Annotated in this window: 13 protein-coding genes; 10 read left to right on the plus strand and 3 right to left on the minus strand. The window is 42.3% G+C overall.

Features of this window, described 5'->3' with window-relative positions:
• Positions 1 to 58: 58 nt before the first annotated feature.
• The 10 genes from PW252_RS02100 to PW252_RS02145 all read left to right on the plus strand — a co-directional run bounded on the left by PW252_RS02100 (position 59) and on the right by PW252_RS02145 (position 11,997).
• Positions 59 to 2,449 (plus strand): primosomal protein N', encoded by a 2,391-nt coding sequence (locus PW252_RS02100; RefSeq protein ID WP_248050123.1) that lies wholly within the window; start codon positions 59 to 61, stop codon positions 2,447 to 2,449.
• Positions 2,450 to 2,590: 141 nt separating this feature from the next.
• On the plus strand, positions 2,591 to 3,526 hold the full coding sequence (gene fmt / locus PW252_RS02105) for a methionyl-tRNA formyltransferase (RefSeq protein WP_248050218.1): 936 nt from the start codon (positions 2,591 to 2,593) through the stop codon (positions 3,524 to 3,526).
• The gene (rsmB, locus tag PW252_RS02110; RefSeq protein WP_248050122.1) at positions 3,516 to 4,829 is read left to right on the plus strand and encodes a 16S rRNA (cytosine(967)-C(5))-methyltransferase RsmB; all 1,314 of its coding nucleotides are present in this window, start codon (positions 3,516 to 3,518) and stop codon (positions 4,827 to 4,829) included. Before fmt ends, rsmB begins: the two co-directional genes overlap by 11 nt.
• A gap of 38 nt (positions 4,830 to 4,867) precedes the next feature.
• Complete coding sequence (locus tag PW252_RS02115; RefSeq protein ID WP_105117725.1) at positions 4,868 to 5,605, plus strand: Stp1/IreP family PP2C-type Ser/Thr phosphatase; 738 nt, start codon at positions 4,868 to 4,870, stop codon at positions 5,603 to 5,605.
• The gene (gene pknB, locus PW252_RS02120) at positions 5,605 to 7,623 is read left to right on the plus strand and encodes a Stk1 family PASTA domain-containing Ser/Thr kinase (RefSeq protein WP_248050120.1); all 2,019 of its coding nucleotides are present in this window, start codon (positions 5,605 to 5,607) and stop codon (positions 7,621 to 7,623) included. Before PW252_RS02115 ends, pknB begins: the two co-directional genes overlap by 1 nt.
• A gap of 233 nt (positions 7,624 to 7,856) precedes the next feature.
• Positions 7,857 to 8,552: a cell wall-active antibiotics response protein LiaF gene (gene liaF / locus PW252_RS02125; RefSeq protein WP_248050118.1), complete on the plus strand. Its 696-nt coding sequence runs from the start codon at positions 7,857 to 7,859 to the stop codon at positions 8,550 to 8,552.
• Entirely contained in the window at positions 8,549 to 9,565 is a 1,017-nt protein-coding gene (locus tag PW252_RS02130) for an envelope stress sensor histidine kinase LiaS (protein ID WP_172082768.1), read from the plus strand. The genes liaF and PW252_RS02130 overlap by 4 nt, the downstream gene beginning before the upstream one ends.
• Positions 9,537 to 10,178, plus strand: a complete 642-nt coding sequence (locus tag PW252_RS02135) for a response regulator transcription factor (protein WP_105124382.1) — start codon at positions 9,537 to 9,539, stop codon at positions 10,176 to 10,178. The genes PW252_RS02130 and PW252_RS02135 overlap by 29 nt, the downstream gene beginning before the upstream one ends.
• Before the next feature lie 45 nt (positions 10,179 to 10,223).
• Positions 10,224 to 11,624 carry a bifunctional Cof-type HAD-IIB family hydrolase/peptidylprolyl isomerase gene (locus PW252_RS02140; protein ID WP_248050116.1) on the plus strand — a complete coding sequence of 467 codons (1,401 nt, stop codon included), beginning with the start codon at positions 10,224 to 10,226 and terminating at the stop codon, positions 11,622 to 11,624.
• A 1-nt stretch (position 11,625) separates the two neighbouring features.
• Positions 11,626 to 11,997: a S1 RNA-binding domain-containing protein gene (locus tag PW252_RS02145; protein WP_105117730.1), complete on the plus strand. Its 372-nt coding sequence runs from the start codon at positions 11,626 to 11,628 to the stop codon at positions 11,995 to 11,997.
• A gap of 81 nt (positions 11,998 to 12,078) precedes the next feature.
• Here PW252_RS02145 and PW252_RS02150 read toward each other — a convergent pair whose 3' ends face one another.
• The 3 genes from PW252_RS02150 to PW252_RS02160 form a co-directional block, all read right to left on the minus strand.
• Positions 12,079 to 13,335, minus strand: a complete 1,257-nt coding sequence (locus tag PW252_RS02150; protein WP_316716633.1) for an ISL3 family transposase — start codon at positions 13,333 to 13,335, stop codon at positions 12,079 to 12,081.
• Between the two features lie 97 nt (positions 13,336 to 13,432).
• Positions 13,433 to 14,377 (minus strand): cysteine synthase A, encoded by a 945-nt coding sequence (cysK, locus tag PW252_RS02155; protein ID WP_248051490.1) that lies wholly within the window; start codon positions 14,375 to 14,377, stop codon positions 13,433 to 13,435.
• A gap of 228 nt (positions 14,378 to 14,605) precedes the next feature.
• The gene (locus PW252_RS02160; RefSeq protein WP_248051491.1) at positions 14,606 to 15,763 is read right to left on the minus strand and encodes a tyrosine-type recombinase/integrase; all 1,158 of its coding nucleotides are present in this window, start codon (positions 15,761 to 15,763) and stop codon (positions 14,606 to 14,608) included.
• Positions 15,764 to 15,869: the final 106 nt, after the last annotated feature.

Below are 15,869 nucleotides of genomic sequence, written 5' to 3' on the forward strand. Positions count from 1 at the left end.
GTTGGTTTTGCCATCCGGGTTTCTTTTCACTTATAATTATTGAAAGAGAGGAGGTTCTATGTTAGCAGAGGTCATTGTAGACGTTCCTTTGATGCAGACGGATCAAGCTTATTCTTATCGAGTTCCAGCTGATTTGGAAGAGGGCCTCATGGTTGGCGTGCGTGTCCATGTTCCCTTTGGTAAGGGTAATCGCCTCATTCAAGGAATTGTAGTTAACTTGATTGATGAAGATGATAGGCTTGATTTGCAGGAGTTGAAAGAGATTGCGGAAGTTTTGGACTATAGTCCTGTTATCAATCAAGAGCAATTTTGGTTGGCTGACCAGATGAGGAAGTCAGTCTTTTCCTACAAAATTACTCTCTTGAAGGTTATGTTGCCAAGTCTTCTCAATTCCACCTATGACAAATTGCTCAGACCGGGGCATGGCTTGGAAATAGCAGAGCAGGTCAGTCTGTTCGGTGATAAGGACCAGATTCGTTTTTCTGACTTAGACGTGAAAGAGCAAGGAAAAATCATGCGTCTGGCCCAGGCTGGAAAAATCTTGGTTGACTATGTGGCCAAGGATAAAAAGCAAATCAAGACAGAAAAATGGTACCGAGTTTGTCTGGAGAAATTACGAGAAGCAGACATTAGCAATCGGGCTAAAAAACGGCAGCAATTAAGAGAATTTCTGCTGGAACACTCGGAAGACCAGCTCCTTTCAAATCTAAAAGCAGACTATTCAGCTGATACGCTCCGCTATTTCCAAGAAAAAGGCTATATAGAAGTCTGGGAGGAGGAAGTGTCGCGGACTCAGGGAGTTTTTGATAAGGTGGAAAAAACGCAAGCCTTGGATTTGAATCCAGAGCAGGCGATTGCGGTTCGGGAGATTGTGGCCTCTATCGGTCAGGAAAGCCAGACCTTTCTTCTTCAAGGAGTGACTGGCTCTGGGAAGACGGAAGTCTATCTACAGGTCATTGACCAGGTGTTGAAAATGGAAAAAACGGCTATTATGCTGGTACCTGAAATTTCCTTGACCCCTCAGATGACCAATCGCTTCATCTCTCGCTTTGGTCAGAAGGTTGCCATTCTCCACTCTGGACTGTCTGATGGAGAGAAGTATGACGAGTGGCGGAAGATTGAGGCGGAGAATGCCCAAGTAGTTGTCGGGGCTCGCTCGGCCATTTTTGCCCCTCTGACCAATTTGGGTGTTATCATCATTGATGAGGAGCATGAGGCGACCTACAAGCAGGACAGTAATCCACGCTATCATGCGCGTGATGTGGCAAAGTTGCGGGCAGACTATAATCGAGCGACTCTGGTTTTGGGTTCGGCTACGCCCAGTCTTGAAACACGGGCTCGGGCTAGTCGAGGTGTTTATGGTAGGTTAACGCTCAACCAACGTGCTAATCCCTTGGCTCGTATTCCAGAAGTGGAAGTTGTGGATTTCCGAGATTACATTGGTCAGCAGGAGGCTAGCAATTTCACACCTGTTTTGATTGAGAAGATTAGAGAAAAGTTGGCTCGTAAGGAACAGGTCGTTCTCATGTTGAATCGGCGTGGTTATTCTTCCTTTGTCATGTGTCGGGATTGTGGGACTGTGGACCAGTGTCCAAATTGTGATATTTCCCTAACGCTTCACATGGATACAAAAACCATGAATTGCCACTACTGTGGTTTTCAAAAGGGAATTCCCCAGACTTGTCCAAACTGCCAGAGTTCCTCTATTCGTTACTATGGGACGGGTACGCAAAAGGCCTACGATGAATTGCAGGAGCTCTTGCCAGAGGCTAGAATTTTGCGGATGGATGTAGATACCACCAAGAAAAAAGGGGCTCACGAAGACTTGCTCGAACGGTTTGGTCGAGGAGAAGCGGATATTCTTCTGGGAACCCAGATGATTGCCAAGGGCTTGGATTTTCCAAATGTGACCCTAGTTGGCGTGCTCAATGCGGATACGGCCCTCAATTTGCCTGATTTTCGTTCTTCTGAGCGAACCTTCCAGTTGCTAACTCAGGTAGCTGGTCGGGCTGGTCGGGCAGATAAGGAGGGGGAGGTCTTAATTCAGACCTACAACCCAAACCACTATGCTATTGCCTTTGCCAAAGAGCAGGACTATGAAGGTTTCTATCGTTATGAGATGGGCATTCGGAAAAATCTTGGCTATCCGCCTTATTATTTTACAGTTGGTCTAACCTTTTCGCACAAGTCGGAAGAATTTGTCGTGAAAAAATCCTATGAAACAGTAGCCTTTCTCCGTCAACACTTAACGGAGGCTATTCAAATTTTAGGACCAACTCCCAAGCCCATTGCCAGAACCCATAATCTCTACCACTACCAGATTATCTTGAAATACCGATACGAAGACCGTTTGGAAGAAGTCCTCAATCAGATTTTGGATTGGACGCAGGAGAGAGAAAACCAAGATTTGCGCTTGATTATTGACAATGAACCGCAGAATATGATGTAAGGTCTGGATAGGCCTTGCATTTTTTTGATTATATGCTTCAAATAAACCTTGAATTAAGGAAAAAATAAGCAAAAATGGTATAATTAAAGGATAATGGAATTAGTAGCAATGATTAAAGGAAAAGGAGATGAGAATACGAAGATGACCAAGTTGATTTTTATGGGAACGCCAGCGTTTTCTGCGACAGTCTTAAAAGGTCTTTTGGCGGATGAACAGTATGAAATTCTGGCTGTTGTTACCCAGCCTGACCGAGCTGTTGGTCGTAAAAAAGTCATTCAAATGACACCTGTGAAAGAAGTGGCTTTGGAACACCATTTACCAGTCTATCAACCGGAAAAGTTATCAGGAAGTCAAGAAATGGCTGACCTGATGGACTTGGGAGCAGATGGAATTGTGACAGCAGCTTTCGGGCAATTCCTACCGACTAAATTGTTGAACTCTGTTGACTTTGCGGTCAATGTCCATGCCTCTCTTCTTCCTAAATACCGGGGTGGGGCACCTATCCACTATGCTCTAATCAACGGTGATGAGCGAGCGGGTGTGACCATCATGGAAATGGTCAAGGAAATGGATGCAGGTGATATGATTTCCAGTGATAGCATTGCCATTGAAGAAACGGATAATGTTGGAACCTTGTTTGAAAAGTTGGCTGTTGTTGGACGGGATTTGCTATTGCAAACCTTGCCAGCCTACATTGCTGGCGACTTGAAACCAGTCGCTCAAGATTCAGAACAAGTAACTTTCTCGCCAAATATTCAGCCAGAAGAAGAAGTGCTTGATTGGAACAAGTCAGCTCGTCAACTCTTCAATCAGATTCGTGGTATGTACCCATGGCCAGTTGCCCATACCTATTGGCAAGGCGAACGGTTTAAAATTCAAGAAGCTGTCGAAGTAGAAGGTTCAGGTCCAGTCGGTCAAGTGCTTGCTCGAAGCAAGAAAGAATTGGTCATTGCGACAGGACAGGGAGCTCTTTCTCTGAAAACTGTTCAGCCAGCTGGTAAGCCCAAAATGACCATTGCAGACTTTTTAAATGGTGCAGGTCGAGAGATTGCAGTAGGAGATCAATTTGGTGGTTAATAAACATGAAACAGCCAGAAGTCTAGCCTTATCTGTACTGGAAGATGTCTTTGAACAAGGAGCTTATTCCAATATTGCACTCAATAAAGCTTTGGAAGCTTCTGCCTTGTCGATGCAGGACAGGGGATTGGCGACGGAGCTGGTCTATGGGACGGTTTCTCGTAAAATTACGCTTGAGTGGTACTTGGCACATTTTATCGAAGATAGAGAAAAGTTGGACACTTGGGTCTACTATCTTCTTATGTTGAGCCTCTACCAGATGCTTTATTTGGATAAACTTCCAACTCATGCAGTTGTCAATGAGGCTGTTACTCTTGCCAAAAGAGGTCGTGGAGCGGACAAGTTTGTCAACGCCATTTTGCGAAAAATCAGTCAAACGAACTTGCCCAATCCTGCGGACATCAAACGAAAAAATAAACGTCTATCGATCCAGTACTCTGTACCTGTTTGGCTAGTTCAAACCTTGATTGCAGAATATGGGGATGAACGTGCTGAGAAAATTTTTCAAAGCTTACATATTCGGAACAAGGCCAGCATCCGTGTGACAGATAGTCAGCAAATAGATAGACTGGCAGAGGAACTAGATGCCCAACATTCTCCGTTATCCCCTGTCGGTTTGGTTAAGCCCCATGGACATTTTGCGGCTACGGATTACTTTAAGCAAGGGTTGATTACCATTCAAGATGAAACCAGTCAATTGGTGGCGCCGACATTAAAGATACAGGGTGAAGAACAAATCTTAGATGCCTGTGCGGCCCCTGGTGGCAAAACTTGCCACATGGCTAGCTACCTGACAAGTGGTAAAATCATGGCCCTTGATTTGTATGAGCATAAACTGGCCTTGATTGAAGAAAATGCCAAACGATTAGGGCTAGCAGATAAGATTGAAACCAAACGTCTGGATGCCAGTCGTGTTCATGAGGAATTTGGTCCAGATACCTTTGATAAAATCCTAGTGGATGCCCCTTGTTCAGGTATTGGGCTCATTCGACGTAAGCCTGATATTCGTTACAACAAGGCGGCTATGGATTTTGAGAATTTAAAAACCATCCAATTGCAGATTTTGGACAGTGTTTGCCAAAGCCTGAAAATCGGTGGTATAATTACCTATAGCACCTGTACGATTATTGCTAAGGAAAATCAAGAGGTTATTGACGAGTTTTTACAAACCCATCCCAATTTTGAGCAGGTTCTGTTAGAACATCCGCGAGCAGATATTATGGTGGATGGCTGCCTGTTGATTACCCCTGAACAATACCAGACGGATGGATTTTTCATTGGTCAATTTAGAAGAAAATCCTAGAATAAGAGGAGGAAGTTGCATAGCAACGAGAGAAAATTATGGAAATTGCATTACTTACTGACGTTGGACAAAAACGTTCGAACAACCAAGATTATATCAACTGTTATAAGAACCGTGCAGGTATCGACTTGGTGGTCTTGGCAGATGGCATGGGCGGACACCGTGCAGGCCATATTGCCAGTGAAATGGCTGCAACTGATTTGGGCGCTGCTTGGGTTGATACACAATTGGTAACCTTGAATGATGTCCGTGAATGGTTGATTGCTATTATCGATGCAGAAAATCAAAAAATCCATGAACTTGGGCAAACGGAAGAATACCGTGGAATGGGAACGACGCTAGAAGCAGTTGTGGTGATTGACAATCAGATGATTTATGCCCACGTTGGCGATTCTCGAATTGGTCTAGTTCGTGATGGGGAATATACTCGCTTAACCAATGATCATTCATTAGTAGGTGCCTTGGTTCGTGCAGGTCAATTGACAGAAGAAGAAGCCCTTCGTCATCCGCAGAAAAATATTGTGACCCAGTCCATTGGACAGGCAGAACCAATTGAGCCAGATATTGCCTTGAAAACTCTGGAAGTTGGTGATTACGTTCTAATTAACAGTGATGGACTGACCAATATGGTATCTGCAGAAGATATACGCGATATTATAGTGAGCGGTGTATCACTGGAAAGTAAGGCAGAAACCTTGGTACGTTTCGCTAATAATGCAGGAGGTTTGGATAATATTACAGTAGGCTTGCTTCATATTACGGAGGAGGCTAGGTAATGATTCAAATCGGTAAGATCTTTGCTGGACGCTATCGGATTGTCCGGCAAATTGGTCGAGGCGGTATGGCGGATGTCTATCTGGCTAGGGATTTGATATTGGATGGGGAAGAAGTGGCTGTTAAGGTCCTCCGCACCAACTATCAGACTGACCAGATTGCCATCCAGCGTTTCCAACGGGAAGCGCGTGCTATGGCGGACCTGGATCACCCAAATATTGTTCGTATTTCGGACATTGGTGAGGAAGATGGTCAACAGTATCTAGCCATGGAATACATCAATGGCCTTGACTTGAAACGCTATATCAAGGAGAATGCTCCTCTTTCAAACGATGTAGCAGTTCGTATCATGGGACAAATTCTCCTAGCTATGCGGATGGCCCATACTCGTGGTATTGTCCATAGGGACCTGAAACCTCAGAATGTTATCTTGACATCAAGTGGTGTCGCTAAGGTAACGGACTTTGGTATTGCAGTTGCCTTTGCGGAAACCAGTTTGACCCAAACCAACTCCATGCTGGGCTCTGTCCACTATCTTTCACCGGAGCAGGCGCGTGGTTCTAAAGCAACTATTCAAAGTGACATCTATGCAATGGGAATTATCTTGTTTGAGATGTTGACCGGCCGTATCCCTTATGATGGGGATAGTGCTGTGACTATCGCACTTCAGCATTTTCAAAAACCACTGCCATCGGTTAGAGAAGAGAATGCCAATGTGCCACAGGCTTTGGAAAACGTAGTGTTAAAAGCAACAGCTAAAAAATTAAGCGAGCGCTATAAGTCTGTTGCAGAAATGTACACAGACCTAGCCTCATCCTTGTCCTTGGATCGTAGGAATGAACCCAAAGTTGTCCTAGAGGAGAACAAGGTTGATACAAAAACTTTGCCTAAGTTATCTCAGGCAAATGTTGATATCAAGCCAGTAGCTAGTGCAGAGGCTGTCAAAACGAAGGCTGATAAACAGCCGACAGGTAAGCAGGACAACTCGAAACAAAAAGCAGTTGCTAAACCAGTAGCCAAGGCTAGACAAGGGGTTCGAACCCGTTTCAAAGTCCTATTCGGTGTCTTTCTGTTGACCCTCATGGCAGTTGGTTCGATATTCTTCAACTCACCAAAAACGGTTACGGTGCCGAATGTAGCAGGACAAACTGTTGAGAAGGCACAAGAGATGATTGAAATTGCTGGATTGGAAGTAGGCAATGTTACAAAAGAGGCAACCAATGAAGTGGCTGAAGGGTTGGTTATTCGGACTTCTCCAGGCGCTAATTCTTCCAAACGTCAGGGAAGCAAGGTTGACCTAGTCATTGCTACTGCTGCAATGGTTGTCATTCCAGATGTCAGTGGTAAAGACCAGGAAACAGCTCAACAAGAATTGGAAGCACTAGGATTACAGGTTTCTGTTAAAGAGGAGTATAGCCTAACGGTTGATAAAGGTGTCGTCATCAAGACCAATCCAGAAGTCAATGCGTCAGCTGAAAAAGGTAGTAGCATCACACTCTACGTTTCTAAAGGAGTTGTGGTACCAAATGTGATTGGAAGAAGCCAGGAATCAGCCACCCAAATGCTTCAAGATGCAGGTTTTTATATTGGAACCATTACGCAAGTCTATAGTTCGTCTGTTGAGGCTGGACAAGTCATCAGTACAGATCCAGTGGCGGATACCGAACTTGAGAGAGGAGCGGTCATCAATCTTGAAGTATCTAAAGGTAAGGAATTGATCATGCCTGATTTAACTTCTGGTCACCTCACCTATTCACAGGCCAGCAGCCAACTGCAAACCTTGGGTGTCAAGGTTGCCAATATCGAAAAACAAGAGGATAGGAGTTACTATTCAACTACAAGTGATATTGTTATTGGTCAATATCCAGCAGCAGGTAATACTATCGAGGGGACCGTTACTCTATATGTATCGGTAGCCACAGCTACTACTAGCTCAGAGAGTTCCTCGACTAGCTCAACAGCAAGCAGTATATCTTCTTCTAGTTCATCCTCTGCTTCTATATCAGATAGTGGGCAGTAGTTTATAGGGACACCTCCCTTTGCAATCATGTTTTTTTGCCTTGTTCAAAGGCGCAAAGGGGCTTTGTTAAACTGAATTCTTGCATTTAATAAACCACTTGGACTTGGGTTCTTCTTCTAGCGAGAAGGACTCAGGTCCTTTTTGCTAACGTAGGATAAACTTGTAGTATTTCCTACCCTGGTCGGAGTTCTTTTATCTAAAATTTGTTACAATAGTAAAGAAAGGATGCGATTATGAGAAAAGTTCAATTTTTTCTGCTGATAGAAAGTATGCTCTTTACTATGGCAGCTTTTGATGTCGTTGCCAATGAGGCCAGTCGGACCTTGTTGCTCTTCTCAGCCTTACTCTTACTGGCCTGGTATTTTCTAGGACGGCGTTTAAATAGTGTCTTATTAGTCAGCTCGCTGTCTTTAGTATTTCTGGTCTTTGTCTTAAATCCCTATTTCATCATAGGTGTTATGCTCCTGGTTGTTTATATGTTTGTCAATTTCTTCTCACGTTATGAGAAACGCAATCAGTACACTCAGATAGTATTTACTGACTATGCCTTACAAGTGCAAAAAGAAAAGAATAGGTGGTTTGGAAATCATGACCATTCACAAGACCGTTTTGGTTTTGAAGACATCAATATTGTCCGTTTGTTTGGCAATGATGTAGTCGATTTGGATAAGACAGTCTTGGTGGGGCGAGATAATATTGTCGTCATTCGAAAAACTTTTGGTAGGACAAAAATTATCGTTCCAATCGATGTGGAGGTTTCTTTGACAGCCACCACTGTTTATGGAAAAGTAACCTTCCTTGAACATTCGACTTGGGATTTACGAAATGAGAGTATCGCTATCAATAGCCCCGACTATCAAGAATCTCATAAACGCGTAAAGGTTGTGACAAATAATATTTTCGGAGATGTGGAGGTAGTTCGCGTATGAGAAAACGTACCTATTTCCTCCTGGCCTGGTTTGCCAGCCTGATTGTATTTGTGGTCATTTCTTCTACTCTCCCCCTCCTCAACCATTCGCTCTTAGATGTTAATTTATGGACTTCTACAGAACAACTTGTTTTTACTCTTATTCTTTTAGTTATCGTACTGACTCTCTTTTTAGCGGTCATGGTTCAAACGGTTAGTCTGGCTTCCACTCAGGTTATGCGAGCAAAGTTACAGGCTATTTTGAAAAATAAAAGTATCCGAACAGATAGTGAAAATGATCAACTCTTACTTCAATTGTCGGACAAGGTTAGGACCTTGACCCGTCAAGTCCAGTTGGTAGATAATCAAGATTTGGTTAAGCGAGAGGAAATTGTTGAGGGCGAACGAAAACGGATTGCCAGAGATTTGCATGATACGGTCAGTCAAGAATTGTTTGCGACCAGTATGATTTTATCGGGTCTGTCCTCCAGTTTACCTAATCTGCCCCAGGAAACCTTGCAAGAGCAGTTGGTTTTGGTCAAGGATATGATTGAGGCTGCCCAGAGGGATTTGCGGATTTTACTACTTCATCTCCGACCAAGTGAGCTAGAGAGCAAGACCTTGGTAGAAGGCTTCGAACTCATTTTACGAGAGGTCAGTGATAAGAGTAATATCATCGTCCATTTCCAACATGAAGTGGAAGAGCTACCAAAGCTGATCGAGGAACACCTCTTTCGAATTGCCCAGGAAATTATCAGCAATACCCTGCGTCATGCCAAGGCCAAGCATCTGGATGTTTATCTTATCCAAAAAGAAACTGAGTTACAGCTAAAAATGACGGATGATGGTGTTGGTTTCAAGCAAGAGGAGGGCGGCGACCTTAGTTATGGCTTGCAAAATATTCGGGAACGGGTGGAAGATATGGCAGGGACCATTCAGATTCGCTCAGCGCTGAATAAGGGTGTTGCCATTGATATTCGTATCCCACTATTGAAAGGAAAAGAAGATGAATACGATTCGAGTGATGCTAGTTGACGATCATGAAATGGTTCGTCTAGGTTTGAAAAGTTATTTAAATTTACAGGCAGATGTGGAAGTTGTTGCAGAAGCTAGCGATGGTGAAGAGGGGCTGAGAAAGGCCCTGGAAGTCAAGCCAGATGTGGTGGTCATGGACTTGGTTATGCCAAAGATGACAGGTGTAGAAGCTACCTTAGCTCTTCTTAAGGAATGGCCTCAAGCACAGATTGTCATTTTGACTTCCTACCTTGACAATGAGAAAATTTATCCAGTTCTAGAAGCGGGTGCTAAAGGATATATGTTAAAAACCTCTAGTGCTGATGAGATTTTGACTGCTATTCGCAAGGTGGCGCGTGGGGAATTTGCTATTGAAACCGAAGTGGAGAAAAAAGTGGAACACCATAAACGCCACCCAGACTTGCACGATGACTTAACGGCCCGCGAACGTGAAATATTAACCCTACTAGCCAAGGGTTATGACAACCAACGAATTGCGGATGAGTCCTTCATTTCCTTGAAAACCGTAAAAACCCACGTTTCCAATATTCTCTCTAAACTTGCGGTTAGCGATAGGACCCAAGCGGTTGTCTATGCCTTTCAACATGGCCTGGTAGCACAAGAGGAAGAATAATGGTATAATGGGAATAAGTTCGTTTCTAGAAAGGATGTCTATATAGTGGATGCAAAATTAAAATACAAAGCAAAAAAAATAAAGATTGTCTTTTTCGACATTGATGATACCTTGCGTGTCAAAAATACGGGCTATATTCCTAATTCTATTCAGCAGGTTTTTAAATCCTTGAAAGAAAAGGGGATTTTAACCGGAATAGCATCTGGTCGGACACCCTATGGTTTGGTGCCAGAAATTAAGGCCCTCCAGCCAGATTTCTTTGCTATGATAAACGGTTCCTATGTTGAAGATGCCAAAGGAAAGCTTGTTCATCACCGACCGCTTCCTCAGGACCTAGTAGAAAAAGTAATCGCCTGGACCAAGGAAGTTGGTATTGAATATGGTTTATTGGGTAGCCAAAAAGGTGCCTTGTCTGCTCGTACAGAACGAATTAGTCAGGTGATTGATTTAATTTACGAAGGCCTGGAAACAGACCCAGAATTTTATAAAGACAATGTCATTTATCAGATGTTGACCTTTGAGAAGGATGGACAGGAAGTTGAATTACCAGAAGACTTGCAAAATGATTTACGTACGGTTCGTTGGGATGCTATCTCATCGGATATTGTCCTAAAAGACTCCTCCAAGGCTGCTGGTGTGGCTAAAGTAGTTGAAAAACTTGGTTTGAAACCTGAAAATGTCCTTGTTTTTGGTGATGGACTAAATGACATTGAATTGTTTGACTATGCAGGGATTAGCATTGCTATGGGGCATTCTCATCCAGAACTGCAAAAACGTGCAGATTATATTACAAAAAAAGTAGAAGAAGATGGCATTTTCGATGCCTTGGAGAAATTAGGTATGGTAGAAAAAGAAAAATACTTCCCACAACTAGATCTGGAGAAATTTGAAGGACCAGTAGCACATATTAAAACCAATCATGGTGAGCTAACCCTTAAACTCTTCCCAGAAATTGCTCCTAAGACAGTAGCTAACTTTATTGCACTGTCTAAGGATGGTTACTACGATGGTGTTATTTTCCACCGTATTATCAAGGATTTCATGATTCAAGGTGGTGACCCAACTGGTACAGGTATGGGTGGTGAGTCTATTTATGGTGCTTCATTTGAAGATGAGTTTTCAATGGAAGCCTTCAACCTTCGTGGCGCCTTGTCTATGGCCAATGCAGGACCGAACACCAATGGAAGTCAGTTCTTTATCGTTCAAAATCAAAACTTCCCATACAATGCCAAAGAATTAGAGCGTGGTGGTTGGCCAAAAGAAATTGCAACAGCCTATGTTGAAAATGGGGGAACGCCACATTTAGACCAACGTCATACCGTATTCGGTCACCTAGCTAATGAAGCATCATTTGTTGTACTCGATACCATTGCTGGGGTTGATACAGATTCAGCAGACCGTCCACTTGAAGATGTGGTGATTGAAACCATCGAAATAGAGGATTAAGATGAGGATTGGAGATAAGATCAAGGGAACGGTATCGGGAATTCAACCTTACGGAGCCTTTGTAGACTTAGAAAATGGCACGACAGGTTTGATTCATATTTCCGAAATCAAGACAGGTTTTGTGGATAACATCTACGACCATGTCAAGATTGGTCAAGAGGTCTTGGTACAGGTGGTTGATTTTGATGAATACACAGAAAAAGCCAGCCTATCTATCCGAACGCTTGAAGAAGAACAGCAAAAAATTCCTCGACACCACAGATTTACCAATGAACGAAATAAAATCGGCTTTAGTCCGTTGGCTAAAAGTCTTCCGAGATGGATCCAGGAAGCTAAAGAATACCTCAAAGAACAAAAAGAAAAGAAGGTTTAGGGAGAAACTCCCGACCTTCTTTTGCTTTGTATTAATTATCAAATTCAGGCTCTTTGTCAACTGTAGTGGGTAGATGAAAAGCTAACACCTAGAGAGGACGAAGTTCGTTCTCTCTTTCTTTATGTTCAAAGCAATCAAAATACGTTTTTTAAAATTTTCAAAGTTCCTGAAACCAAAGGCATTTCTTTTAATGACTTTGATGAGATTGTTGGTAGCTTCCAGTTTGGCGTTCGAATAAGGCAATTCCATGGCGTTTAAAACCTTTTCTTTATCCTTTAGAAATGTCTTAAATACCGTCTGGAAAATAGGATTAACATTGGCTATTTCCTGTTCGATAAGGTCAAAGAAATGATCTGAGTTTTTCTCTTGGAAATGGAACAAGAGAAGCTGATAGAGTTCATAGTGCTGTCGTAGTTCCTCTGAAAAAGACAGTAGTTTTTCTAGGATTTCCTTGTTAGTCAAGTGCATGCGAAACATAGGGCGATAAAATCGTTTATCGCTGAGTTTACGGCTATCTTGTTGTATCAATTTCCAGTAGCGTTTCAAGGACCGGTATTCCTGCGATTTTCTGTCGAATTGATTCATAATTAGAATACGAACGCGGTTCATAGCACGGCTAAGGTGCTGCACAATGTGAAAGCGGTCCAGAACAATCTTGGTGTTTGGAAATAGCTGTCTAGCCAATTTGTAGTAAGGACTAAACATATCCATGGTAATGACTTTGACTTGATTTCTAACCTTTCTAGGATAGCGTAGAAAGTGGTTTCGGATGGTTGCTTGTGTTCTTCCGTCTAGAATAGTTATGACATTTAGGGAGTTGAAATCTTGAGCGATAAAGCTCATTTTCCCCTTTTTGAAGGCATACTCATCCCAGCTCATCACCTCAGGTAAGGTATTCCAATCTGTTTCAAACTTGAACTCATTAAGCTTTCTCATAACTGATGAGGTTGAGATAGATAGCCTGTGTGCAATATGTGTCATTGCTTGATTTTCGATGAGTAATTGAGCAATCTTCTGGTTAACAGCGACGGAGATTTGGTGGTTCTTCTTGACAAGAGGAGTTTCAGCGACCGCTATTTTTCTGCAATCTTTACACTTGAAGCGACGCTTTCTAAGTCGGATAAGCAAGGGATAACCAGCAGTTTCTAGGTAGGGAATTTTGGAGGGTTTTTGGAAGTCGTATTTTGCCATTTGTCCCTTGCAGGAGGGACATTTAGGGGCTGTATAATCCAAATGACCATGAAGTTCTAAGTGAGTTCCCATATCATATTCATTAGAGATAGTGATATTTTTGTCTTTAATTCTGAGAAGATTTGTGATAAGATTTAGTTGTTCCATATGAGTCTTTCTAATGTGAGTTTGGTTGCTTTTCATTATAGGCCATATGGGACTTTTTTTCTACAATCAAAAAGACTCCATAATATCCATAGAGGATTTACCCACTACAGATATTATAGAGCCCAAATTCATAAAGGGCAGTAGATAAGTAACGCTCCCCGTTATCTGCCAAGATAGCCAATACTTTTTTACCAGCACCCAATTCTTTCGCAACTTCGATAGCTGCGTGGATAGCTGCACCAGATGAAATACCAACAAGGAATCCTTCCTGTCCACCGATTGCACGACCAGTAGCCAGAGCATCATCAGATTTGACACGGATAATACCGTCGTAAGCGGCCGTATCTAAGGTATCAGGGATGAAACCAGCTGAAATTCCTTGGATTTTGTGAGGTCCAGGAGCTTCACCAGACAGCACAGCGGACTCGTCAGCTTCTACGGCATAGATGGAAATGTTTGGGTTAGCCGCTTTCAAAACATGCGAAACACCTGATACGGTACCACCGGTACCGACGCCTGATACAAAGGCATCCAGACCTGTTGCACCAAAGTCTTCCAAAATTTCCTGTCCTGTTGTATCTTCATGAACTTTTGGATTGGATGGATTGGCAAACTGGAACGGAACCCAGCCATTTTTCTCTTCGGCAATTTCTTTTGCCTTGGCGATGGCACCCTTCATACCTTCACTACCAGGTGTCAAGACAAGTTCAGCACCATAGGCCTGAATAATCTTGCGACGCTCAATACTCATGGTTTCAGGCATAACAATAATCACCTTGTAGCCCTTAGCTGCACCAACCCATGCAAGTCCGATACCAGTATTACCACTGGTTGGCTCAACGATAGTGTCGCCAGGCTTGATAGTACCAGCCTTTTCAGCATCTTCAATCATCGCCAAGGCGATACGGTCTTTGACAGAAGAACCTGGGTTAAAGGCTTCTAACTTAACATAGACATCCGCTGCTCCCTCAGGAACAATATTATTGAGCTTGATAATTGGCGTTTTTCCAACTAATTGCGTAATATTTTGATAAATAGCCATAAGGCACCTCCAAATCATGTTACTATTAGTATATAGTAGAAAAGCTAAAAAGTATAATATAAAAAAACTATCTTAGCGTTAAGAAAAAGCTATACCCAACCAATCATGGTATTTATGTAACAATTTGAAAACGTTGATACTACTAGCTTTTTGAAAAAATGTTTATTGTTGATATTGTCATAACTCGGTGTAGTTGTCGGGGAATTGTCGGGAAGAAGTCGGGGAAAATTATAGAACTTTCTTGTCAAATAGATCAGTAACATTATGTGCTCGTTCTTCTTTGATGTGAGTATATTGTTTGGTTGTTTGAAGGCTTGCATGTCCCAGGAAGTGCATGACATCTTCTGGTCTAGCTCCAGCAATGAGCGATTGAGTGGTAAAGAAGTGACGCATAATGTGTGGAGTGATATAGATACCACATTCCTCACTTACTCGTTTAAAAATTTTGTTTAAAAAAGCAGGTCTTTCCAAATAGTATTTATTATTCTTTATTCGGATGCTCAGGTAATCCTTTTCTTGCTCAATAATGACGTCTGCTTTCTTTTTGACTTGTTTTGCTGTTTCCATGATCTGTAACAACAGCTCGCTGCCTCTGTCGTTTAAAACTACGTAACGCACAGAACTTTCTGTTTTTGTTCTTCCAGCACCATCTTTTGTCCTGTTGGAACGAGAGTCTCTTATATTTAAGACTGCTCGATTATTCGAATCGAAAGTAACGTCCATGAACCTGATACCACAGACTTCCCCGCGTCTAAGTCCAAAAATAGTCAGGTAGACAAATGCAAAATGTGTGGTCGATAGTAATTCTTCTGCGGTTTTTATCCACGTTTGAAAATCATCGATTTTTAACTCTTTATTAAGAGGTTCTAACTCTGATTCCCCAAGATAAATGCCAGACAATTTATTTTGTCTAAGATTTCCATTTTTGACAGCATCGTTTAAAATGGAATTCAAAAGTCGATTACTGGTAAGCACACTATTTCTGCGGTACTGGCCAAGCATTTCTGCCAGATGTTCTTCATAATCGTTGCGATTTATTTTTTTAAGCGGGAGGTTTCCCCACTTTTCTTTTATCATGGTACGATAAATGCCTGCGTTAGTGTAGATGGATGTATCATTCCATTGACCTGTTTTTTCTTTCTTTGCTGAGTAGATTTCCCAGTATTCATTTAAAGTCAGTTCTAGGTTGACATCCATTTCATCATGATAAATCCTTTCTTCAATATCCCTTAGAATTCTCTGGGCGTCCTTCAAGCTTCGTAGTCCGCTCTTGGTAAATTCTTTCTTGTCGCCATTAACAAAGTATCCTCTGCGGACATAGTAACGCAATCCTTTTTGGGTTTCGTACGTAAAAATATTTGGGTATTTTGTTTTTGTATATTTCATTCTCTTTTCCTTTCTGTAAGACCAATCTGGACAAGGTTTTTTCGAAAGGATATTGGCATCACCTCCTTAAAGTGATATAATTAGAGTACGCAAAAGGTCCTGCTGA

The sequence above is a fragment of the Streptococcus sp. 29887 genome, assembly GCF_032595075.1.
Taxonomy (GTDB): domain Bacteria; phylum Bacillota; class Bacilli; order Lactobacillales; family Streptococcaceae; genus Streptococcus; species Streptococcus iners.